Annotated in this window: 18 protein-coding genes; 4 read left to right on the plus strand and 14 right to left on the minus strand. The window is 62.9% G+C overall.

Translation table 11 applies throughout. From position 1 onward, the window contains the following. Positions 1–8 precede the first annotated feature (8 nt). From Q4S41_RS10665 to Q4S41_RS10675, 3 genes are all read right to left on the minus strand, one after another. Entirely contained in the window at positions 9–1010 is a 1002-nt protein-coding gene (locus Q4S41_RS10665; protein WP_305031096.1) for a hypothetical protein, read from the minus strand. An 88-nt stretch (positions 1011–1098) separates the two neighbouring features. Further along, a complete protein-coding gene (locus Q4S41_RS10670; protein WP_305031097.1) occupies positions 1099–1338 on the minus strand; it encodes a hypothetical protein in 240 nt (79 codons plus the stop codon). Between the two features lie 28 nt (positions 1339–1366). Then, complete coding sequence (locus Q4S41_RS10675; RefSeq protein WP_305031098.1) at positions 1367–2377, minus strand: hypothetical protein; 1011 nt, start codon at positions 2375–2377, stop codon at positions 1367–1369. A 288-nt stretch (positions 2378–2665) separates the two neighbouring features. Between Q4S41_RS10675 and Q4S41_RS10680 the strand changes: the two genes are divergently transcribed. Beyond that, the gene (locus tag Q4S41_RS10680; RefSeq protein ID WP_305031099.1) at positions 2666–3451 is read left to right on the plus strand and encodes a LytR/AlgR family response regulator transcription factor; all 786 of its coding nucleotides are present in this window, start codon (positions 2666–2668) and stop codon (positions 3449–3451) included. Here Q4S41_RS10680 and Q4S41_RS10685 read toward each other — a convergent pair. After that, positions 3430–5580: a tetratricopeptide repeat-containing sensor histidine kinase gene (locus Q4S41_RS10685; protein ID WP_305031100.1), complete on the minus strand. Its 2151-nt coding sequence runs from the start codon at positions 5578–5580 to the stop codon at positions 3430–3432. The genes Q4S41_RS10680 and Q4S41_RS10685 overlap by 22 nt on opposite strands. Positions 5581–5791: 211 nt before the next feature. Here Q4S41_RS10685 and Q4S41_RS10690 point away from each other — a divergent pair, with 211 nt between their 5' ends. From Q4S41_RS10690 to Q4S41_RS10700, 3 genes are all read left to right on the plus strand, one after another. Beyond that, a complete protein-coding gene (locus tag Q4S41_RS10690; protein WP_305031101.1) occupies positions 5792–6280 on the plus strand; it encodes a hypothetical protein in 489 nt (162 codons plus the stop codon). Positions 6281–6412: 132 nt separating this feature from the next. Then, a complete protein-coding gene (locus tag Q4S41_RS10695) occupies positions 6413–7147 on the plus strand; it encodes a YebC/PmpR family DNA-binding transcriptional regulator (RefSeq protein ID WP_305010522.1) in 735 nt (244 codons plus the stop codon). A gap of 128 nt (positions 7148–7275) precedes the next feature. After that, positions 7276–8382 carry an acyltransferase family protein gene (locus Q4S41_RS10700; RefSeq protein ID WP_305031103.1) on the plus strand — a complete coding sequence of 369 codons (1107 nt, stop codon included), beginning with the start codon at positions 7276–7278 and terminating at the stop codon, positions 8380–8382. Positions 8383–8428: 46 nt separating this feature from the next. On the opposite strand, the gene Q4S41_RS10705 is transcribed toward Q4S41_RS10700, so the two are convergent. The 10 genes from Q4S41_RS10705 to Q4S41_RS10750 all read right to left on the minus strand — a co-directional run bounded on the left by Q4S41_RS10705 (position 8429) and on the right by Q4S41_RS10750 (position 22164). After that, positions 8429–9613 (minus strand): hypothetical protein, encoded by a 1185-nt coding sequence (locus tag Q4S41_RS10705; RefSeq protein WP_305031104.1) that lies wholly within the window; start codon positions 9611–9613, stop codon positions 8429–8431. 222 nt (positions 9614–9835) lie between these two features. After that, positions 9836–11341, minus strand: a complete 1506-nt coding sequence (gene ftsZ, locus Q4S41_RS10710; RefSeq protein WP_305031105.1) for a cell division protein FtsZ — start codon at positions 11339–11341, stop codon at positions 9836–9838. Between the two features lie 119 nt (positions 11342–11460). Continuing rightward, on the minus strand, positions 11461–12867 hold the full coding sequence (gene ftsA, locus Q4S41_RS10715) for a cell division protein FtsA (RefSeq protein WP_305031106.1): 1407 nt from the start codon (positions 12865–12867) through the stop codon (positions 11461–11463). An 84-nt stretch (positions 12868–12951) separates the two neighbouring features. After that, positions 12952–13710, minus strand: coding sequence for a cell division protein FtsQ/DivIB (locus Q4S41_RS10720; protein WP_305031107.1), 759 nt, complete (start codon positions 13708–13710; stop codon positions 12952–12954). Positions 13711–13770: 60 nt separating this feature from the next. Further along, the gene (gene murC, locus Q4S41_RS10725; RefSeq protein ID WP_305031108.1) at positions 13771–15168 is read right to left on the minus strand and encodes a UDP-N-acetylmuramate--L-alanine ligase; all 1398 of its coding nucleotides are present in this window, start codon (positions 15166–15168) and stop codon (positions 13771–13773) included. A 162-nt stretch (positions 15169–15330) separates the two neighbouring features. Further along, entirely contained in the window at positions 15331–16428 is a 1098-nt protein-coding gene (gene murG / locus Q4S41_RS10730) for an undecaprenyldiphospho-muramoylpentapeptide beta-N-acetylglucosaminyltransferase (RefSeq protein WP_305031109.1), read from the minus strand. 145 nt (positions 16429–16573) lie between these two features. Then, entirely contained in the window at positions 16574–17770 is a 1197-nt protein-coding gene (locus Q4S41_RS10735; RefSeq protein WP_305010514.1) for an FtsW/RodA/SpoVE family cell cycle protein, read from the minus strand. Positions 17771–17836: 66 nt separating this feature from the next. Next, entirely contained in the window at positions 17837–19222 is a 1386-nt protein-coding gene (murD, locus tag Q4S41_RS10740; protein WP_305031110.1) for a UDP-N-acetylmuramoyl-L-alanine--D-glutamate ligase, read from the minus strand. Between the two features lie 96 nt (positions 19223–19318). After that, the gene (gene mraY, locus Q4S41_RS10745; RefSeq protein WP_305031111.1) at positions 19319–20539 is read right to left on the minus strand and encodes a phospho-N-acetylmuramoyl-pentapeptide-transferase; all 1221 of its coding nucleotides are present in this window, start codon (positions 20537–20539) and stop codon (positions 19319–19321) included. Positions 20540–20691: 152 nt separating this feature from the next. Further along, positions 20692–22164 carry a UDP-N-acetylmuramoyl-L-alanyl-D-glutamate--2,6-diaminopimelate ligase gene (locus Q4S41_RS10750; RefSeq protein WP_305031112.1) on the minus strand — a complete coding sequence of 491 codons (1473 nt, stop codon included), beginning with the start codon at positions 22162–22164 and terminating at the stop codon, positions 20692–20694. Positions 22165–22176: the final 12 nt, after the last annotated feature.

Raw genomic sequence — 22176 nt, forward strand, 5'->3', positions numbered from 1 at the left:
CCGCAGCTCTACTGCCGCGAGTAGGCAAGGCCGTTGAACTGAAAAAGCGTCACTTTGCCCTTGCCGTCGCCCACGGGGTAGGCCACATCGCGCACGGTGTGGCCCTGCGCGTCGGTCAGCGTCAGCAGCCAGCCGTCGAGACGCCAGCGGCCGGCGTTGGCCGAGGAGCCGCCGGTTTCGGCCACGCTGCGCTCGGTAACGGATGTGACGGTGGCCACCCCGCCGCTGCGGTAAGTACCATCGGCATTGAAGGTGAGCGACTTCGACACCGTGGCCTGCCCCATAGCCGAGGCGTAAGTGGAAGTGCCGCCCTCGAACGAGCCTACCAACTGCGAAGCACTCCGAAACGGCCCAACGGCCGAAAAGATGGCGCCCCCGCTCCAACTGAAGCCGCCGCCCAGCATGTTCATATCGTCGACTTCCGGTTTGGGGTAGCCGGTCCAGGCAATGCTCAACGTTTTGCCCGCCACCGAATAGCGGCCCTTCGACTTGGCGGGCGTGGCGGCCAGCTCGGCGGCACTCAGGCCCAGCGGGTTTTCGTAGGCCACGCCTTCGGGGCTGAAGTAGTACGACATGGTGCGGAAATTGCCCAGCACCGATTTAGTCACGAAAAACAGGCCCACCGGCTTGTTGCCCACCATGTGGCCGGCCACCGGCATGGGGCCCACGGCCGGCGGCGCCACTGCGGCCGGCCGGGCCACTGCTGCTTGGCGGGCTGGGGCTGCCGGGCGTGCCGCCGGAGCCACGCCGCCGCTTTCGGCGACTTTCTTGCCGGCCAGGGCAGCCGTCATGCCGTCGGAGTCGTCCACCGAGGTATAGGCCAGGTAGGCTTGTTGGTAAGTGGCCGCCGCACCGGCGCGGTCGCCGGCCGCCTGCTGCTGCCGGGCTTTTTGCATGAGTACTCCCCCGGCGGGGCCACTATAGGCCAGCTGGGCCATTGCCTGCGGCGCGGCCAGCAACAAGGCCCCGAGCAGCAGAGGCAAATGGAATTTCGGGAAAATGACACGCATAAGAAAAGGCATGTTAAAGACTGTGAATAAGTAGTTTGCTGTTCCGGCTACAGGGCATCGCTGTGGTAAAACGACTTGGCTTCCCTGGTCAGCGGGCGGGCGCGGCCAGGGTGTCGGTGATGGGGCGGTCCCGCGCGCGCCCGGGTGCGAGGGGACGCAGGCGGATGGCCCCCCTTTGTTCCTTAAACCTTGCCTGGTTCATTTCGCCGGTATTGGTCCAGGCCCACCACCAGAACAGGCAGGCCGCCACAAACAGCAGGCAACCGCCGATAACCAGCCGGCCGATTATTTTAAAGATGATGGGCAGCCAGGGTGTGGTCGAAGCCATCGCAAAAGGCACTATCCGGCGAGCGCCCTCACAGCCGCTTGTAGGCCACGTTATCGAAGTAAAACCGCGTCACCTGGCCGGTCTTGTCGTTTTTCTCCACCGGAAAAGCCACGCCGCGGGTGGTGCGGCCCTGCGCATCGGTCAGGGTCAGGAGCCAGCCCGACAGGCTCCAGCGCCCGCCGCTGCTGCCGCTGGAGCCGGCGCTGTAGGTTTTGGCGCCGGCGTCGGTGCGGCCCCCGAAGCTGGAGGCGCTGCCGCCGCTGTAGGTGCCGTCGGGCCGGAACGTGAGGCTGCTCACCGCCGCGGCGCTACCGCTGCTGGTGCTGATGGAATTGCCGCCCTCGAACGAGCCCGCGAGCTGGCCGGGGCTTTTGAAGGGCCGGCCGGCCAGAAAAATGCCCATGTCCCAGCCAAAAGTGTCGGTCTGGGGCTCTACTTCGCTGCTTTCGGTCTGGCCATTGGCCCAGCGCACGGTGAGCTTGTTGCCCGCCACGGCGTAGCTGCCGCGCGAGCCGGCCGGCAACGCTGCCAGCGAAGCCGCCGAAAATCCGGTCGGGTTCACGTACACCTGCCCGTTCGGGGCAAAATAGTAGGTCGATTTCTCCAGCGAATGCGTGGCCATCCAGTACTTGGTCATGAAGAACAGCCCCACCGGCCGGCCGCCGTTCACGGCGCCGGGCACGGGTTGCGTGGGGTCGGCGGCGGCGGGCGCGGCGGGCCGGGGAGCCGCGGCGGCGGGGTGCGGGGTGGCGGTTGCTTTCGCGGCGGGGGCAGCCGGGGCACCGCCGTTTTCCACGGTTTTTTTACGGGCCAGCGCCGCAATCATGCCGTCGGAGTCGTCGACGCTGGTATAGGCTTCGTAGGCTTTCTGGTAGGCCGCCGCCGCGCCGGCCCGGTTGCCAGCAGCCTGCAGCCGCTGGCCCTCCTGCATGTGCACCGCACCGGCTGGGCCGTTGTAGGCCGGCTGCGCCATTGCCCCGGCAGATGATACGACGGCAAGCAGCAGGCTTCCGGCCAACAATACGCTAAACTTTTTCATGGCAGGCATTTTCAGGGATTGTGTCGGGTGTCGTGTGGGAGGCCAGGCAGCGGCCCGAGCCCGCCCGGTGGCAAAGCATTGCCACTCGCCTCTCCGAAGCTAAGCCCTCGCCGCCCTCCCTTCCGGCCAAGTAGAGCAAGGGCCGCAAAAAATCGACCGGCCGGGGCTGCCATCGACAAACGTAGGCGCCGAAAAACCCGGGAAATGGCTGAATAGTAAGGCCGGACTTACCCGTTAGCTTTTCGGCTTCGCTAAACTTCTGTTTATTTACCGGCTCTGCTCCTTCCCATGCCTTCCCGCACTGCTCCCTTTACTTGCCTCGTGCTCGACGACGACCTGCTGGTGCGCGACCTGGCCGGCAGCTTCGTGGAGCGCATTCCGTCGCTGGTGCTGGCCGGCGCCTACGACGATGCCCTGCTGGCTTTCGAGCGCCTGGCCCGCGAGCCGGTCGACATTCTCATCACCGACATCGAACTGCCCCAACTCAACGGCCTGGAGCTGGTGCGGGCCCTGCGCCAGCCGCCGCAGGTCATTTTCATGACCTCGCACCCCGAATACGCGCTGCCCACCTACGAGCTTGACGCCGTGGATTTTCTGGTGAAACCCCTGCGGTTCGACCGCTTTTTGCGGGCCATCGACAAGGCACTGCTCCTGCTGCGCGCCCGTGCGGCCGAGGCGGCACCGGTGCTTCCGTCCGCCGGCAGCCCTCCCGAACCGACCGACGAGCCCGACACCTTTTTTATCCGCACCGAATTCCAGTTTCTCAAGCTGCGCTTCGCCGAAGTGGCCTACGTGGAAGCCATGCGCGACTTCGTGAAAGTGCACCTGCTCGACGGCACGGTCCACATCACCCTCGTCAACCTCAAGCACATGGAGGAGCAGCTGCCCCCGGCGCTCTTCGTGCGCACGCACCGCTCCTTCCTGGTGAATACCAGCCACATCGACGCCGTCACCAATCAGGAAGTCCGAATCGGCAAGGTGGAGGTGCCGCTGGGCAGCACCTTCCGCGAAGCCGTGCTGGCCCAGGTGGTGCAGCAACGGCTGCTCAGCCGTCATCCCTCCAGGCGGGCGTAGGCGGCGGGCTGCTCCGCCACGGGCAGGCTCAGGGTGAAGGTGGTGCCCTGGCCCGGCCCGGCGCTGGCCACCCACAGCTGGCCTCCGGTGCGGGCCGCCATGTCGCGGCTCAGCAGCAGGCCCAGGCCGGTGCTGCGGGCCTGGCCGGCCTCGCCGACGCGGCGCTCCAGCGCATCGGGCCGCAGGGGCTGGTGGGGCGTAGGCGTGGGCAGGCCCCGCCCAGTATCGGCCACGGCCAGCTGCCAGCCCCCGTCTTCGCGAGTGGCCGACACGCCCACAGTACCACCGGCCGGCGTGAACTTGATGGCATTGGCCAGCAGGTTGCGCAGCACCAGCCGCACGGCGGCCGGGTCGGCCCAGGCGCGTTCGTCGCCCGTCAGGCAGTGCGTGAGGGTGACCTGGGCCGCTTCGGCCGCAGCCGTCAGCAGGCCGATGTTTTCCTCGACCAGGCCGGCTAGCGCCAGGTTCTCGGGCCGGGGCGGGGCGCTGGCCCGCATTTGCAGCGCCGCCCAGTTCAGCAGGTTTTCGAGCAGGGCCAGCGTGTGGTCGAGAGTGCGGGTGAGGCGCTGGGTGTACTGGCTGAGCTTGGCAGGCGGCAGCGGCGGCCCACCCAGCAGCTCTACAAAGGCATGCAGCGAGTGCAGCGGCCCCCGCAAGTCGTGCCCGATGATGGAAAACAGCCGGTCTTTCGTCGCGTTCAATTCCGTTAGTTCGGCCCTTTGCTGCTCAATCTGCTGGTTTTTGTGGCCCAGCAAGCGGTTGAGCCGCCACAGGGCCAGCCCGGCCGCCGCTACCACGGCCAGGCCGAGGCCCAGTCCCCAGAGCTGGCGCTGCTGGGCCTGCAGGCGCTGCTGCTGGGCCTCACCGGTGCGGGCCAGAACCTGGGCACGTGCCCGCTCCTGGCTAAGCTGAAAGTCGCCCTGCAAACGCCCCATTTCCTCGGCCTTCGACTGCGTGAAAAGGGTATCATGCGCGGCGTGGGCCTGCTCGGTGTAGGCCAGGGCCTGGCGGAACTCGCCCCGCTGCTTGAGCAGGCTGGCCAGCAGCTGCCCGGCCGTTTCCAGCACGCTCCAGTCGTGAATGGGCGTGGCCAGGGCTAGGGCTCGCCGGGCCTGCGCTTCGGCCTCGGCCGGATGGCCCAGCTTTTGGTGCAGCTGTCCCAGCGCCACCAGCGTGGCCGCCAGCGTGCCGGTATCGCCCGAATTTTCCAGCAATGCGCGGGCCCGCTCCAGCGTGGCCTGGGCGGCGGGCAGGCGCTTTTGCTCGGTTTGCAGCTGGGCGTAGTCGCTCAGCACCACGCCCAGCTGGGCCCGCTCGCCGGCTTGCTCCGACACGGCAATGGCTTCTTGGTATAGCGCATCGGCCTGCGGGAGTTCGCCCAGCTGCTGGTGCGTGGCCGCCAGGTTGGTCAGGCAATCGGCCAGCGTGCTTTTTTCGGGGCTGCGGCGCACCAGCGGCAGGGCCTGCTCGAAGTATTTCCGGGCCTCCCGAAACTCGTTGTGCCGAAAATAAACCGAGCCCAGGTTGCTCAGGCAGTTGGCTTGCAAGGCGCTGTCCTGCAGCTGCTGGCTTTGGCGCAGCGCCGGCAGCAGCATCGCCAGCGCCCGCGGGAAGTCGCCCCGGCTGCTGTATATGATGCCCAGGCCGTTGCGGGTGCGGGCTTCGTTGTGCAAAGCGCCGTGGGCGTGGTAGAGGCGCAGCGCTTCCTCGCAGGCGAGCAGGGCGCCGGGGTAGTCGTCCTGCTCGTTGGCCACCTGCCCCAAAGTGAGCAGCACGTCGGCCAGGCCCGGCTGGCCGGGCGTGCGCCGGGCCAGCGCCACGGCTTGGCTGAGGTAAGTCCGGGCATCGGCGAAGTTGCCGTGCACCAGCTCGGCTTTGCCCAGCACACGCAGACCTTCAATTTCGCCGGGGGCAAATTGCAGGCGGTGGGCCAGGGAGCGGGCTTGCTGCAAGAGCGGCTGCGCGGCCTCGTGCTGGCCGGCCCGTAGCAAATCCTGCCCTTGGTGCAGCAGCGCGCGCACCTGCGTCGTATCGGCCCGCGGGGGGGCGGCGGCGGCAGTCCCGGCCGTTAGCAGCCCGAGAAGAGCCGCCCCGAAGAAGCGCCGGGTGCAGGCGGCCAGCCGCGGCATGGTCGCGGGTATTCTTTGGACGGTGACGTTGCTTTCCACTTCGCGTCAGTTGATTAAAAGGTCAACCCATTTATTCAGGTAAATAAACATTGTCGGCGTTGTTTTTGCCAAATCAGTTGCGGGCCGTGCTGCCGCGCGCCAGCTTTACCTTCGCGGCGCAACGTCATAGTTATGGCGAAGCCATCATCCGTATTCCATTTCTGCCTTTTTTATGCGTCCTACTCTGCTTTTCGCTTTGTTAATCAGTCTTCTTTGGACCGGGATATCGGCGGCGCAAACCCCTCCGGGCCAGCCATCCTTCTACACCACTTACACCTACACGGGCTACACCGTGTACGACACCGCCAGCGTGGGCCCGCCCACCCAGGTGAGCGGCGTGGGCGGCACCCTCACGCTGCGCCCCAACGGCACCTACGAGAAGCGCATGAGCATCGTCGCCTCGGGCAAGCCCTATTATTTCAACCAAACCGGTACTTACAAGCTGGCGGGCGACAGCATCCGTTTCGCTTTCACCGACCTGAAAGGGGCCGACGTGCAGCGAGGCACTTTCCGGTTTGAGCCGGCCACGCAGCGCCTCAGCATCACTATTTTCGGCTATCCGGCCGGCAACCGTGGGGTTTACGACCTGGTGGCCGCCCCGCCCAAGCCGTCGGTGCCCGCGCCCAGGGCCCGGCCCAAAGCCGCCAGCCGCCATCGCTGAGCAAAGGACGGCCCGGTGTTTGGCCGCCCCGGCTGGTTCTGGCTAACTTGCGGCCCGTTTCGGCCATTTGTGCCCCGCGCAGGCCGAAACGGCATTGTTAATTGCTCATTGTTACTCGTTAATTGACCCCCTATGGGACGCGCGTTTGAATTTCGTAAAGGCCGCAAAATGAAGCGGTGGGACAAAATGTCGAAAGACTTCACCCGCATCGGCAAAGAAATTGTGATGGCCGTGAAGGAAAATGGCCCCAACCCCGACACCAACGCCCGCCTGCGCGCGGCCATGCAAAACGCCAAAGGCGTGAACATGCCCAAAGACCGGGTGGAAGCGGCCATCAAACGCGCCAGCAGCAAGGAAGAAAAAGACTACCAGGAAGTGGTGTACGAAGGCTACCTACCCCACGGCGTGGCTGTTGTCATCGAAACCGCGACCGATAACCCCACCCGCACCGTCAGCAACGTGCGCCTCATCTTCAACCGCAACGAGGGTACGCTGGGCACGGCCGGCTCCTCCGATTACACCTTCACCCGCAAGGGCGTCTTCAAGCTGGCCGCCGAGGGCCTCGACCGCGACGAGCTGGAGCTGGAGCTCATCGACTTCGGCGCCGAAGACGTGTACGAAACCACCGAAGAGGACGAGCACGGCGCCGAGCACAAGTACATCGTGGTCGAAACCGCCTTCACCGACTTCGGCCAGATGCAGAAAGCCCTCGAAGCCCAGGGCCGCCACGTGGTGAGCGTGAACCTGCAGCGCGTGCCCAACACCACCGTTTCGCTCAACGACGAGCAGTTGGAGGAAATCATGACCATCATCGAAAAGTTCGAAGACGACGAGGACGTGCAGGCCGTGTACCACACGCTGGGCTAAGGTCAAATTCGTTTGCTCAACCGAAGGAACGTCATGCTGAGCGCAGCCGAAGCATCTCTACCGCAGGAGTAAATCTGATTACTTGCGCGGTAGAGATGCTTCGGCTGCGCTCAGCATGACGTTTTGTTTTGACCCATTCCAGTACCGCCTCACCCCTGCTCTACCGGCCCACGCTCAACGGGTTGCGGGCCATTGCGGTGTGGCTGGTGGTGCTGGGGCACTGGACGCGGCTGCCGTTTCCGGTGGGCGAGATGGGCCGCATCACCTTTTTCGTGCTGAGCGGCTACCTGATTTCGGGCATCGTCTGGAAGCAGCAGGTGCACCCCGGGGCGCCGGCCGGCTGGGGCCGCCGCCTGCGCACGTTTTACGTGCGGCGGGTGCTGCGCATTTTGCCGCCCTACTATCTGGCCCTGGCCTTGGGCGCCGCGCTGCCGCTGGCCACGCTGCACGAGTACCCGGGCTGGTTTGTGCTGCCGTTTTCCAACCTGCTGTTCTATCGGCTGCAACACTGGGGCGAGGGCGTGGGCCACTATTGGACCATGGCTGTCGATGAACAGTTTTACCTAGTGTGGCCGCTGCTGCTGGGCCTGCTGGGGCGCCGGGTGGGCGCTTTCGTGGCGGTGGCGGTGGCGGGGCTCCTGTTTCGGTTGGTGTGGAGCGCCTGGTTCACGTCAGGCTTCGTGCTGGTGCTGCTGCCCGCCTGCCTCGATATGTTTGCCACCGGCGCCCTTCTGCGCATCACCGAGCACCACCCGCGGGTGCAGGCCCTGGCCCGCGGCCAATGGGTGCTGCTGGCCTGGGCCATTTGGGTCGGCATTTGGGGCCTCACGCACCTGATAGGCCCGGAAAACCAGGCAGTCTGGCTGCTGACGTATACCAGCCTGGGCAGCGTGGCCGGCTTCCTGACGCTGGCCTGGGTGCTGCGGGCGCCGGATGCGGAATCCACGCCGCGCACCGGCTTCCTGCTGCATCCGGCGCTGCAATGGGTGGGCCGCCGCAGCTACGGCTGCTACCTCTACCACCTGCTGCTGCCGGTGTTTTTTCAGCGGGCCGTCTTTCGCTTATTCCCGGCCACCCTGGCCAATGGGCCGGCGCTGCGTGACTTCTGGCTGGGCCCCTTGCCCACGGTGCTGGTGCTCACGCCCTTGCTGCTGGCCCTGGCGGCGGCTTCCTGGGCTTGGCTGGAAGCACCGCTGGAACGCTGGAAGAACCGGTTTGATTACGCAAAAGCCTGAAGCCTAGCGCAACCACCGCGTCGCCAATGATTACACGGGCTGGCGGTTAATCGGCTGACCGGGGTATTTCCGCCGCCGGCCAGGCCATGGCCGGGCGGGCCCGTAGCTGCTGCGCGTTGTGCCCCACCCGCACCGCCGAATAGGCCAGCCAGCCAGCGAGTAAAGCCCCGCCCAGCCAGCGCACGAGCTTTCCTTTACGCACCGCCTCAACGGAAACATCAGGCCAACGCGCCAGCACTAGTAGCAGCACCGGCCCCACCAGCGCCGCGCAGTACCGCTCTGCATTGTGCGGGCCCGTGGCCGCGCGGAGGGCCCCCGTAGCCAGCAGCAGCGCACCGATGTTCACCACCACCGCCCACCACAACAGCCGCAGTTCCTGCAAAGCCATTGCGGGCATCACCTGCTCGGCCGGGGCTTCGTGGGAAAGCAACGGAGTTATTTTGGCAGGGAAAAGGCAAAACAGAAACACCGGCAGCGCCGCCACCCAAAGCGTCGGAGCGGCATCGCGCCAGGCAGCCCCCAGCGGCACCAGCCACCGCACCAGTACGAACCCATAGTCGGCCACCGAGCCCCAGGCATCCCAGGGCCGCGTAGCCTGATATAGCTTGGGTCCCGCCAGCACCTCGGCGTAGTAGTTCCAGGCTAAGCCGCCCGCCACACAGCCCAGCGCATGCAGCAGCAATACCCGCCCTTTACCCCGCCATAGTGCCGTAAGCAGTAGTCCGGCCCACGCCCCTGCCAGCAAAAGAAAGCCCGCCGTTCGCTGCAGCGGCAGCAGAAACCCCGCCACGGTAGCCACCCACAGCCAGCCGGTTTGCCGGTGCCGCGTCCAGGCCAGCAGCGCATACAAATAAATGGCCCCTAAGGCTCCAAATACCGTTTCAGACCACACATATTTCGCCGGCACCAACAGCGCGGCACTCAGCGCCACCAGCCACGGCAGCCACATTTGCCGGCCAAGCGGCAGCAGCCGTTGCCCCAACCGGGCCCATATTCCGAGATAAACAGCCAGCGCCGTACCGTGTAGCACCCGCACGCCCACCGGACCATAAAACCCCGCCAGCAGCACCGGATACAACGGCCCCCAGTAGCGGTAGGGCCGCCCGTCGGGCGCCAGCAGTTGGCCGGTTTCGCGCCACGTATGCGCCGCCCACTGGTAGTAAGCAGAATCCGAAGTTCCTCCCATTCCGGTAGCCGTCATGTACAGAAACAGCTCCAAAAGTGCCACCATCGGCAACAACCAAAACCAGCGCCGAAATAGAAACCCCATACTTCACAAATTAACGGGCCATCGGAGCGCCTAAGGCACGAACAAAAGTAGGCAACTGGCCGCGCCATACCAGTTGCAGCTAACAGGTCGATTTTAATCGGCTACGCCCTGCTCAAAACAAGCGTGCCGCCCCTGATACAATCAAAGGCGGCACGCTCAAACAATAAGCCCAACGGCTAATAGTTAATCCACATTGTCGTGCAGGAAGCGGTTGTCGCCCAACAGTTCGTTGTCATCCGACAGGTTGAAGCGCGAGATATTCTGGGCCGAGCTGGGCTCCACGTTCTCCAGCTTCACCTGGCGGCGCAGGTAGGCGGGCGTGTCGTACTGGCTCACCGCCTCGGGCGGCAGGCCGTTGCTGAGCTCCTGCAAGCGCCGACGACGCTCCAGGGCCTGGGCATCCATCGCCGGGCGCGGACGTCCGGCAGCTGCCGCAGCCGCTTCCGGCGCCGGAGCGGGCGCGTTGGACGTCAGCACCGGCTCGCCGGGTGCCGTGGCTGGAATACCGGCCAGCGGCGGGGCGTTGTGGGCCGAAGGACCATTCAAATCAAACGTCACGCGAGCCGGCTCCGGCGTTCCAAAGCTGGGCACAAACGGCGCCGGGCCCGAAGCAGCCGGGGCACTCGGCGCCGCTACTTCCGGCCGGGGCACCTCGGCAACTGGTGCGGCAACCGGCTCAGCAGCGGCGGCACCACCCGAGGCGGGCGTAGTAATGGAATGGGCGTCGCGGGCAAATCCCGTGGCAATCACCGTCACCCGAATGCTTTGGCCTAGCGACTCATCAATGCCGTGGCCGAAAATCATTTCCGCGTCCTGTCCGGCTTTCTCCTGGATGTACTCCGTGATTTCCGTCAGCTCGTCCATTTCCAATTCGTGCTCGGCGCCCGACATGATGGAAAGCAGGATGCGCTGCGCGCCGTGGATGTCGGTGTTGTTGAGCAGGGGAGAATTCAGGGCTTCCTCGGCGGCGCGGCGGGCGCGGTTTTCGCCTTCGGTCACGCTGCTGCCCATTACGGCGGCACCGCTGTCCTTCATCACCGTTTTCACGTCTTCAAAGTCGACGTTCACATCGGCCGTCACCGTGATGATTTCGGCAATCGACTTGGCAGCCGTGGTCAGCACAGTATCGGCCTTAGCAAAGGCGGCGCCCATGGTCAGGTTGCCGTAAATCTGCGGCAGCTTGTCATTAAGAATCACCAACACCGTGTCGCAGTGCTCGCTAAGGGCCTTGATGCCCTCCTCGGCCTGCTGGCGCTTCTTCTTGCCCTCGAACATGAACGGAGCCGTCACGATGCCCACCGTGAGAATGCCCAGCTCCTGCGCCACCTGCGCAATCACCGGGGCCGCGCCCGTGCCCGTGCCACCGCCCATCCCGGCCGTGATGAAGAGCATCTTGGTGCCCTGGTTCAGCAAGTCGCGAATCTGCTCCTTGCTCTCAATGGCGGCTTGGCGGCCGCGCTCTGGCTTGGCACCCGCGCCGAGTCCTTCGGTCAGGTCAACGCCAATCTGGAGCTTATTGGGCACCGTAGAGCTTTGTAGCGCCTGATGGTCGGTATTGCAGATGATGAACTCCACGTCCTTGATGCCCTGCTTGTGCATGTGCTTCACGGCATTGGAGCCCCCGCCCCCGACGCCAATCACCTTAATGATGGACTTATTCTGGGCTGGAATGTCGAATTTGTAATTCATAATAAGTATGTCATGTTGAGCGAAGCGAAACAACGTATCGCGCCCGCGCCGCATTGGTTAGAAACTCTGACAAACGCCGCCGTCATAAGATGCTTCGTTCCTCAGCATGACAGTCGGATTTAGTAAGATTTATCGTCGTAATCGTCAATCAGCAGCCCTTTGGTGCGGCTGATGATGTCCTTGAAGAAGCGGCTGGCAGCGCCGGGCTCCTTCGGTTTCGCTGGCTGGGGAGCCGGCGCCGGAGCAGCCGGAACCGTGGCCCGGGGCTCAACCGGCGCCAGTGGCGCCGGGGTGGCGGCTGGCTGCGGAGCATAATAGGCCGGAGCAACCGAGACTTCCTCCTGCTCATAGGGCGTGCGCGAGAGGTTGCGCTCGTCGAGCGAGTGGTAGCCTGACAGCACGAGGCCCACGGTGGTGGCGTACATCGGCGATTTCACCGCCTCAATACGGCTTTTGCCGAGGTGCTGGTTGGGGTAGCCGATGCGCGTGTCGAGGCCGGTGATGTACTCGGTGAGCTGCTCCAGGTTCTGGAGCTGCGAGCCGCCGCCGGTGAGCACGATGCCCGCCGACAGCTTGTCGTGCAGGCCCATGCGGTAGATTTCGGCATACACCAGCTCCATGATTTCCGACATGCGGGCCTCGATGATGTACGCCAGGTTTTTCAGCGAAACCTCCTTTGGCGGGCGGTTGGGCAGGCCGGGGATGCTCACAATTTCGTAGTCGCTGGCTTCCTGGGCAATGGCTTTGCCGAACTTCACCTTCAACTGCTCGGCCTGGCCGGGGGCCACATTGCAGCCGGTTTTGATGTCCTGCGTGATGATGTTGCCGCCAAACGGCAATACCGCCGCGTGGCGGATGATGCCATCCTTGAACACCGCCAAATCGGTCGTGCCACCCCCGATGTCAATCAAGGCCACGCCGGCTTCTTTCTCCTCCTCGGAGAGGATGGACATGGAGCTGGCGAGGGGTTCGAGAATCAGGTCGGCGATTTCGAGGCCGGCCTTGGTCACGCACTTGTTGATGTTGTTGATGGCCGTGCTCTGGGCCGTGATGATGTGGAAGTTACCTTCCAAGCGCACGCCTTCGTAGCCCACGGGGTCGGCGATGCCTTCTTCGTAGTCCACTTTGTAGTCCTGCGGCATCACGTGGATGATTTGCGAGCCGGGCTGTGTCACCAGCCGGTACATGTCCTGCGTGAGGCGGTTCACGTCGTCCGGCCCGATGGTATCGTGCGAGTTGCGGGTGATGCTGCCGTTGTGCTGGAGACTCTTGATGTGCTGGCCGGCAATACCGACGTTTACCACTCCAATGCTAATTCCGGATTGTTCTTCGGCCTGCCGAATGGCCCGTTTTATGGCGTCTACAGTCTTGTCGATGTTGAGCACGATACCGCGCGAAACCCCCTCCGACACGGCTTTGCCCATGCCCAGGATTTCGAGCTTACCAAACTCGTTTTTGCGCCCCACCAGGGCACAGATTTTTGTGGTACCAATGTCGAGCCCGACGACGATTTTATCTTGTTGCATAGGAGCGGTGCTGGCGAGCAGTGAGGAAGCTGTGGGTTGGAAACAGGAAATTTACGACCTTACGGCCTATGTTTCAGCGAATTACTATTCGCAAATAATTTGATTCTGGTATTCTACGTTTACGCGGTGGTAGGTATCCCACCCCAAAACTGACGGAATTTGCCGGTAAAATACCATCAGCTTGGCAAATTTCTCGGAAATATTTTCGGGCAGCCCGAATTCTATGCGCTGGTCGCCCACCTGCTGGGTGAACGAAAGCTTGCCACTCGGTTCAATGAACACCTCCGAAACCTGCGCTTTCCAGAATTCATGCTCGTCTACGTAGCGCAAAAACTCCAGGTAGCGCCGCCCGGTGCTATCCTGGAAAAATCCATTTGGCAGGTTGGCCCCGCTGGTTCTGGCCACGGTCGCTACGCGGGCCGTAAACAGGGGCGAAAGCGGCAGCGTGTGCCCTTCGGCGTCGACGTAGGTATCGAGACGGGTGTCGGGGTGCGTGAGGCGGGCGATGGGCCGGTTCTGGCGCACGTCGGCGTGCAGGTCGCCAGCCAGGTCGCGGTATACCTGGGCCTCGCGCACGAAGGGATGGGCCTTGAGGCGAGCTTCCAGCTCGCGCAGGCGCGGGCCTTCGGGGCGGCTGCCCAGCACGGGCTCCTTGCCGCCTTTGGTAAGCAGCGCCGTGACGCCGCGCTCGCTGATAAAGTAGTTATCGAACTCGTTGGCGATGTTTACACGTACTTCGCTCACGGGCCGGGACGCTTGGCGCACGGCGGCAAATACGCCCAGCCCGCCCAGCACCAAGAGGCAAGCAGCGGCAACAAGCAGGTTTCTAATGGTGCGGTCCAAAATCAGGGTATGGGGGTGTGAGGATGGGCGGGTATGAAGTCTGAGCGTCAGGCTCATTTGCTACTTCCAGCGCTCAGTGAGGATGTTTTTTAATTGAGGTACCAGCGTATCGATATCACCGGCACCAACGGTGGCCAGAACGTCGAAATCATTATCTGATTGCGCGGCCCCGAGCACTTCTTCTTTGGTGCGAATGGCTTTGACGGGCGCGGTGATATTGGCCAACAGAATTTCGGAAGTAATGCCCGGCAGCGGCTTTTCGCGGGCTGGGTAAATATCTAACAAAAATACCTCATCTGCAATACTTAAGCTCCGGGAAAAGCCTTCGGCAAAGTCGCGGGTACGCGTGAAAAGGTGCGGTTGAAAAATCACGCGCAACCGTTTGCCCGGGTATAAGGCGCGCACGGAGCGCAAAAAGGCCTCTATTTCGCGCGGATGGTGGGCATAGTCGTCCAGATAGACGTTTTTCGGGCCCGTCACCACGAATTCAAACCGGCGCTTTACGCCGCGGTAGGCGGCCACGGCGGCGCGCAATTTTTCGGGCTCAATGCCCTGCAATTGGGCTACGCTGGCGGCGGCCAGCATGTTTTCCACGTTGTGGTAACCGGGCACGGCCAATTCCAGGTCGGCCACGGTCCCCACGGGGCCGTGTAAGTCGAAATAAAACTGGTGTCCCTCGGCCGAAATATTGGCCGCAAAAAGCTCCGGGCCCTGCTCCGCATTGAGGCCGTAGCGGATGACGCGCGTGCCGGCCGGCACCGCCGCGGCCACGCTGGGGTCGGCAGTGTGGTTGATGAGCAGGGTGCCGCCGGGCTTGATTTGGGCCACAAACTGCCGGAACGACTCAATCAGGGCCGACTGGTCGCCGTAGATGTCGAGGTGGTCGGCGTCGGTGCTGGTGACGATGGCCACGTCCGGAAACAAGGTCAGGAAGCTGCGGTCATACTCATCGGCTTCCACTACAATAGGCGCTTCGGGCGTGGCGGGCAGCAGCAGGTTGCTGCCCAGGTTCACGGCGATGCCGCCGAGGAAGGCGCCGGCATCCAGGCCGGCGTGGTGCAGCAGGTGGGCTACCATGCTGCTGGTGGTGGTTTTGCCGTGCGTGCCGGCCACGGCAACGGTGTAGCGGCCCTGGGTGAGTACGCCCAGCACTTGGCTGCGCTTGCGGATGTCGTAGCCCTGCTCCCGTAGCCAAGCCCATTCCACACTGTCGGCCGGGATGGCGGGTGTGAGGACGACGAGGGTTTGTTCGCGGTTTTCGCGCACGGCGGCCGGGATATTTTCCACCGCGTCGGCATAATGAATGGCAATGCCTTCGGCGGCTAAGGCCCGGGTTAGCGGCGTTTCGGTTTTGTCATAGCCGCTCACCTGGTGGCCGTTGGCTTGAAACCAGCGCGCCAGGGCCGACATGCCGATGCCGCCGATGCCAAGAAAGAAAACGTAGGGAAACTGCTTCAAATTTTTGTTTTTTGTGTTGTTGGAACGTCATGTCGAGCGCAGCCGAGACATCTCGCGTGCCGAAGTAATTAATGACATCGCAACGATTGAGTTACTACCCCACGCGAGATGTCTCGGCTGCGCTCGACATGACGTTCTAATTATCATTTTACGCTTCCGGCATTACTTCTTTATCAAGCTCAACAGCTCGTCCACAATCGTAACCGTCGCGTTGGGCCGGGCCAGCTCGCGCACGCGGGTGCTGAGCTGCTTTTGGCGCGCTGTGTCGGCCAGCAGGCGCAGAGCTTCGTCGTAGAGGCGCGTGGCGGCGTGCTCGTCGGTGATGAGCACGGCGGCGCCTTTGCTCATCAGGGCGAGGGCATTTTTGGTTTGGTGGTCTTCGGCCACGTTGGGCGAGGGCACCAGGATGCTGGCCTTGCCGGTGAGGCATAGCTCCGACACGGATAGGGCCCCGGCGCGGCTGATGACAACATCGGCGGCGGCGTAAGCCAAATCCATCCGCTGAATAAACTCCAGCGCGTGCAGGTTATGGGCTTGGTCGGCTTGCTGGCGGGCTTCGGGAAAGTAGAGCTTGCCGGTTTGCCAGAGCAGTTGAATGCCAGCCTCGCGCAGGCGGGCCAGCGCGGCGGCGGTGGCCAGATTCAGCTTACGGGCGCCAAGGCTCCCTCCTATCACCAGCAGTGTTTTCTTGGTGGGGTCAAGGTCGAAAAATTTCATCGCCTCGGCACGGTCGCCGCTGGCAATTTCGGTGCGGACGGGGTTGCCGGTGAGGATGAGCTTGTCCTTGGGGAAAAACTTTTCCATGCCGTCGTAGGCCACGCAAATCTTGTTCACGCGCTTGGCCAGCAGCTTGTTCACCAAGCCGGCATAGGAATTCTGCTCCTGAATGAGCGACGGGATAGCACGCGACGTGGCGGCCAGCAGCACTGGGGCCGAGGCATAGCCCCCCACTCCTACCACCGCATCGGGCCGGAATTCTTCAATCAGCTTGCCGGCCTTGCGCACCGAACGGAACACGCGCACCGGAAACAGGAGGTTTTGGGGCGTGAGGCGGCGCTGCAGGCCCGTGATGTCGAGCCCCACAATTTTATAGCCGGCTTCGGGCACGCGGGTCATTTCCATGCGGCCGTTGGCGCCCACGAAGAGGATTTCGGCATCGGGCAGGCGCCGGCGCAGCTCGTTGGCAATGGCCACGGCCGGGAAAATATGCCCGCCCGTGCCGCCGCCGGAGATAATGAAACGAAGTGGGGTGTTGGTCATTTTTGGAAGAACGTCTTTTCGAAGAACGTCATGCTGAGCGTAGTCGAAGCATCTCTACCGGGGAAGTAATTAATTACCATTGCGGTAGTGATGCTTCGGCTACGCTCAGCATGACGTTCCAGGTATGCGACCAATCAAAACGCAGCTACGCATACGCCGCGCGCTGGCTGGGGATGCGGGCCGTGTCGGGGTCTTCGCCCGTCATGGGGCGCACTTCGGGCTCGCCGCGGCTCACGGCCAGGATGATACCGATGCTGATGCCGGTGAAAATAAGCGAGGTGCCGCCCATGCTCAGCAGTGGCAACGGCAGGCCGGTGATAGGGCCCAGGCCCACGGCCACGCCCATGTTTACCAGCGCCTGCATCACCAGGCTGAAACTGAGCCCCGCCGACAGCAGCCCGCCAAAGGCCCCGTAACTATTCATCACCGTTTTTAGCCCTCGATAGAGGAAGGCCATGTAGAGCAGCAGCACCACGGCGCCGCCAATCAGGCCGTATTCTTCGATGATAATGGCGTAGATGAAGTCGGAATACGGGTGCGGCAGAATGTTGCGCTCGGTGCTTTTGCCGGGGCCTTTGCCGGCAATGCCGCCGGTGGCAATGGCGATGTAGCTGTGCTCCAGCTGGAAAGGGGTTTTCTTGGTCGGGTCGGAAAAGTTTTCGAGGCGCGACTGCACCGTTTTCCAGCGCTGCCCGCTGGCCAGGGCCGTGCCGCCCACCGTGACGCCAATGAGCACCATCACCAGCATTTGCTTGAGCGGCACCCGGCCGATGAACATGAGCAGCAGGCAGGTAGCAAACAGCAGCGACGAGGTAGAGGCGTTGGTCAGCGCAATCAGGCCGCAGATGATGCCCACCCACAGCATTACCGGAAACAGCGTGCTCCAGAAGTCGTCCAGGTGCTGCTGACGACGGCTGAGCATGCTGGCCAGGTGCGAAATCAGGGCCAGCTTGGCCAAATCCGAAGGCTGGAAGGTTTGGTTGATGACCGGAATAGTCATCCAGCGCGAGGCGCCGTTGGTTTCGCCGCCCAGCAGGTAGGTAAAGAGCAGCAGCGGCACCGAAATCAGCAGGGCATACAGCGCCAGGCGCGAGTAGTAGCGGTAGTCGACGCGGTGCGCCAGCCACATCAGCCCCAGGCCCGCCACAATCAACGCGGTGTGCTTGAGCGCAATCATCTCCACGGCCGAGCCCGAGCGGCCGTGCATCTCGTTGCGGTAGGCCAGCGTGCCGGTGGCCGAATACACCACCGCGATGCTGATAAAGGAAAAAAGCAACACGATGGCCCACAAAATGGGGTCGCCTTTGAGGTTGCGCTGCAGCCAGATTTTTACGGGTTCCATAAGTGGCAGATTTACCGTGCGTATGCGGGTACACGGCCGTACTTCGGCGCGTGGTGAAGTCTAGCGTTAATCAGAAACGGCGTCGCTGAGCTTGGCCACGGCGGCGGCGAATTGCCGGCCCCGGTCTTCGTAGTTCTTGAACAGGTCGAAGCTGGCGCAGCAGGGCGAAAGCAGTACCACGTCGCCGGGGGTGGCCAGGGCCGCGGCGCGCGCCACGGCGTCGGCCATGCTTTGGGTTTCTTCGATGCGCGGGATGATGGGGTCGAAAACCGTGCGGAGCTTGGCATTGTCCACGCCGAGGCAAATGAGGGCCTTCACGCGGTGCTCAGCCAGATTCAGCAGGCTGCTGTAGTCGTTGCCCTTGTCGGTGCCGCCCGCAATCCAGACGATGGGCTGGTGAATGCCGTCGAGGGCGTACCAGGCGGCTTCCACGTTGGTGGCCTTGCTGTCGTTGATGTAGCGGGCGCCGTTGATTTCGCCCACCAACTGCAGGCGGTGGTCGGCATTTTGGAAAGTGGCCAAAGCCCCTTCAATCTGCCCGGCATCGAGGCCGGCCACGCGGGCGGCGAGCACGGCGGCCAGCGTGTTTTGGCGGTTGTGCTGGCCGATGAGGGGCGACTGGGCCGTGCTGATTTCCATGCCGCCTTCTTCGTCGAGGCCGGGGCTGAGGTTGGTGCAAAGCGTTTCCTCGCCGGTGTAGTAGCCGGCCAGCCAGGTATCGGGGCGGTGGTGCAGGCTGAAGGGCAGCAGGCTGGTTTCCAAGAAGGCCGATTGGAAATACTGGCCTGTCACCTCATCATCCGCATTATAGATGAAGGCGCCGCTGCTGTCCAGGTTGCGGGTGATGCGCAGCTTGGCATGGGCGTAGCTTTCCAGGGAGTAACCGTAGCGGTCGAGGTGGTCGGGGGTGATGTTGAGCAGCACGGCAATCCAGGGCTGAAAGTCGTGCGTGTCGTCGAGTTGGAAGCTGCTCAGCTCCACCACGTAGTAGTCGTGCGCGTCGGCAATCACCTGCTCGGCCAGCGAGAAGCCCACGTTGCCGGCCAGGCCCACGTTCAGCCCGGCGCTTTTCAGCAGGTGGTAAGTCAGCAGCGTGGTGGTCGTCTTGCCATTGGTGCCCGTGATGCAGATGCACTTGGCCCTGGTATAGCGGCCGGCAAACTCAATCTCGGAGATGATGGGAATCCTTTTCTCCCGCAACGCCTGAATGACCGGCGCTTTCTCGGGGATACCGGGGCTTTTCACCACTTCATCGGCCTGCAGAATGCGCTCCAGCGTGTGCTGGTTTTCTTCAAATTCAATGCCCGCCTGGGTGAGTTGCTGCTTGTAATCGGCCTGAATAGCGCCGCGGTCCGATACGAACACGGCATGGCCTTTGGCTTGCGCCAGCAGGGCCGCCCCTACGCCGCTTTCGGCCGCTCCGAGGATAACTATGTTCTTCCGGTCTGTCATGCTGAGCATCGCGAAGCACCTTATCACGTTAATTAGTATACTGAGTAGAGCGACCGTGATAAGGTCCTTCGCTCCGCTCAGGATGACAGTCGTTTTTTAGCGCAGTTTCAGGGTAACCAAGGTAATGACGGCCAGCATGATGCCCACAATCCAAAAACGCGACACGATTTTGGATTCGTGGTAACCCAGCTTCTGGTAGTGGTGGTGCAGGGGCGACATGCGCAGCAGGCGCTTGCCTTCGCCGTACTTCTTGCGGGTGTATTTGAAATAGCTGACCTGCACGATAACCGACAGGTTTTCAATCAGAAACACGCCGCAGAGCACCGGAATCAGCAATTCCTTGCGCACGATGAGGGCCAGCACGGCGATGATGCCGCCCAGTGCCAGCGAACCCGTGTCGCCCATAAAAACCTGCGCCGGGTAGCTATTGTACCACAGGAAACCGATGCAGGCGCCTACGAAAGCCGTGCAGAAAATAACCAACTCGCCCGAGTCTGGAATAAACATGACGTCCAGATAATCAGCCAGTAGCGCGTTGCCGCTCACGAAGGCGAAGATGGCCAGCGTGACGCCGATGATGGCCGAGGTGCCGGCCGCCAGCCCGTCGAGGCCGTCGGTAATGTTGGCGCCGTTGCTCACGGCCGTAATCAGGAAAATGACGATGGGGATGTAGAGCAGGCCGTAGAGGCCGTTGAACAAGGTGCCGGCCGAGGCGAACAAGTCGCCGTAGTTCAGCTCATTGTTCTTCATAAACGGCACCGTGGTTATCATCAAGTGCACATCTTTGAACACTTTACTGGCTTCGATGGCCGAGAAGGTACCGTTGGGCAGCAGGTATTCGCGCACGGTGATTTCGTTGCTGTAGAACAGCACCCAGCCCACCGTGATGCCCAGCCCCACCTGCCCCAGCACTTTGAAGCGGCCGCTCAGCCCTTCCTTGTTCTTGCGAAACACCTTGATGTAGTCATCCAGAAAACCAATCAAGCCCAGCCACACTGTGCTCAAAATCATGAGGATGATGTAGATGTTGCGCAGGCGGGCCAGTAAAATCACCGGCACCAGAATGGCCAGGATGATGATGAGGCCGCCCATGGTGGGGGTGCCCTTCTTCTCGTTCTGGCCCTGCAGGCCCAGGTCGCGGATGCTTTCGCCCACTTGTTTCCGTTGCAGCACCCGAATGAGGCGGTGGCCAAAGGTTTGGGCGATGAGCAGGGAAATGACCACCGCCAGCCCGGCCCGGAAGGTGGTGTACTGAAACACCCCGGTGCCGGGCAGGTGGAAATGGTCGTGCAGGTAACGAAAGAGGTAATAAAGCATTCGGGGGAGTCTAGCAGGCGTTTTGTGGGCTGCACCCCGTTGTCATCCTGAGCGCAGCGAAGGGCGTTATCACGACCAAGCGACTTGTTCTAACGTGATAAGGTCCTTCGCTGCGCTCAGGATGACAACGGGGCTGTAGGGTACATGACGGACTACTTATTCAATTGAGAAAAAACTTCGGTCAGCACTTCCTTATCATCGAAATGCGACTTCACGCCGCGAATGTCCTGATAATTTTCGTGGCCTTTACCGGCCACTAGCACAATGTCGTGGGGGCCGGCCAACTCCACGGCTGTTTTGATGGCTTCGCGGCGGTCGGGCACGGTCTGTACTTTGGCCGAATCGGGGGCCGTCACACCGGCCTGCATCTGGGCCAGGATTTCCAGCGGGTCCTCGAAACGCGGGTTGTCGGCGGTGAGAATGACTTTGTTGGACAGGCGGGCGGCCAGATTGGCCATAATGGGCCGTTTGGCCGCGTCGCGGTTGCCGCCGCAGCCCACCACGGTGATGATTTGCTGGGTGGGCTGGCGGATTTCGTGCAGGGTTTGCAGCACGTTCTCCAGCGCGTCGGGCGTGTGGGCGTAGTCGATGATGCCCGTGATGGCCTGCTGGCCCGAGAGCACCGGCTCGAAACGGCCGGGCGCCGTGGTCAGGCCCGAGAGGATGGTGAGCACCTCGGTGGGGTCTTCGCCCAGCAGCACGGCCGCGCCGTACACGGCCAGCAGGTTGTAGGCGTTAAACACGCCGATGAGGCGGAACAGGATTTCGCGGCCGTCGATTTCGAGGTGCAGGCCGTGGACTTCGTTGGCCACCAGCTTGGCCCGGAATGTGGCCGCCCCGCGCAGGGAATAGGTTTCGCGGCGGGCGGCAGTGTTTTGCAGCATCACCGGGCCGCGCTTGTCGTCGGCGTTGGTGAGGGCGAAAGCCGTTTTGGGCAGTCCATCAAAGAAAGCCTTTTTGGCTTTCAGGTAATTATCGAACGTGCCGTGGTAGTCGAGGTGGTCGTGGGTAAGGTTGGTGAACACGCCACCCACGAAGCGCAGGCCCGTGATGCGGTGCTGGGCCACGGCGTGGCTGCTCACCTCCATGCAGGCGTGGGTGCAGCCGGCAGCCACCATGCGGGCCAGCAGCGCATTCAGCCGGATGGCGTCGGGCGTGGTGTGGGTACTGGGAATGACTTCCTCATCAATCTGATTCTGCACCGTACTCAGCAGGCCGGCGTGGTAGCCTAGCTCGCGCAAGAGCTTGTGCAGCAGGGTAGCGCAAGTGGTTTTGCCGTTGGTGCCCGTCACGCCCACCAGCTTCAGCTGCCGCGAGGGGTGCCCGTGAAACGCCGCCGCCATGTGGCCCAACGCCTCGGCGCTGTCGCGCACCAGTACGTAGGCCGTGGCGGGGTTCAGCACAGCCGGCAGTTCCTCGCAAACTACGGCGGCCAGTCCTTTTTCCACGGCGCCTTCGATGAACTTGTGGCCATCGGTAGCGGTGCCGCGCAGGGCAAAGAAGGCCACGCCCGGTGCGGCTTCGCGCGAGTCGAGAGTGAGACCGGTAATGGACACATCGGTGGGGCCATGCTGGGCTAGCACGGTCACGTCGGTAAGCAGGGAAAAGAGCGGCAGGGAAAGCATGCTTTGAGTTGC

The organism is Hymenobacter convexus, assembly GCF_030580955.1.
Classification (GTDB): Bacteria; Bacteroidota; Bacteroidia; order Cytophagales; family Hymenobacteraceae; genus Hymenobacter.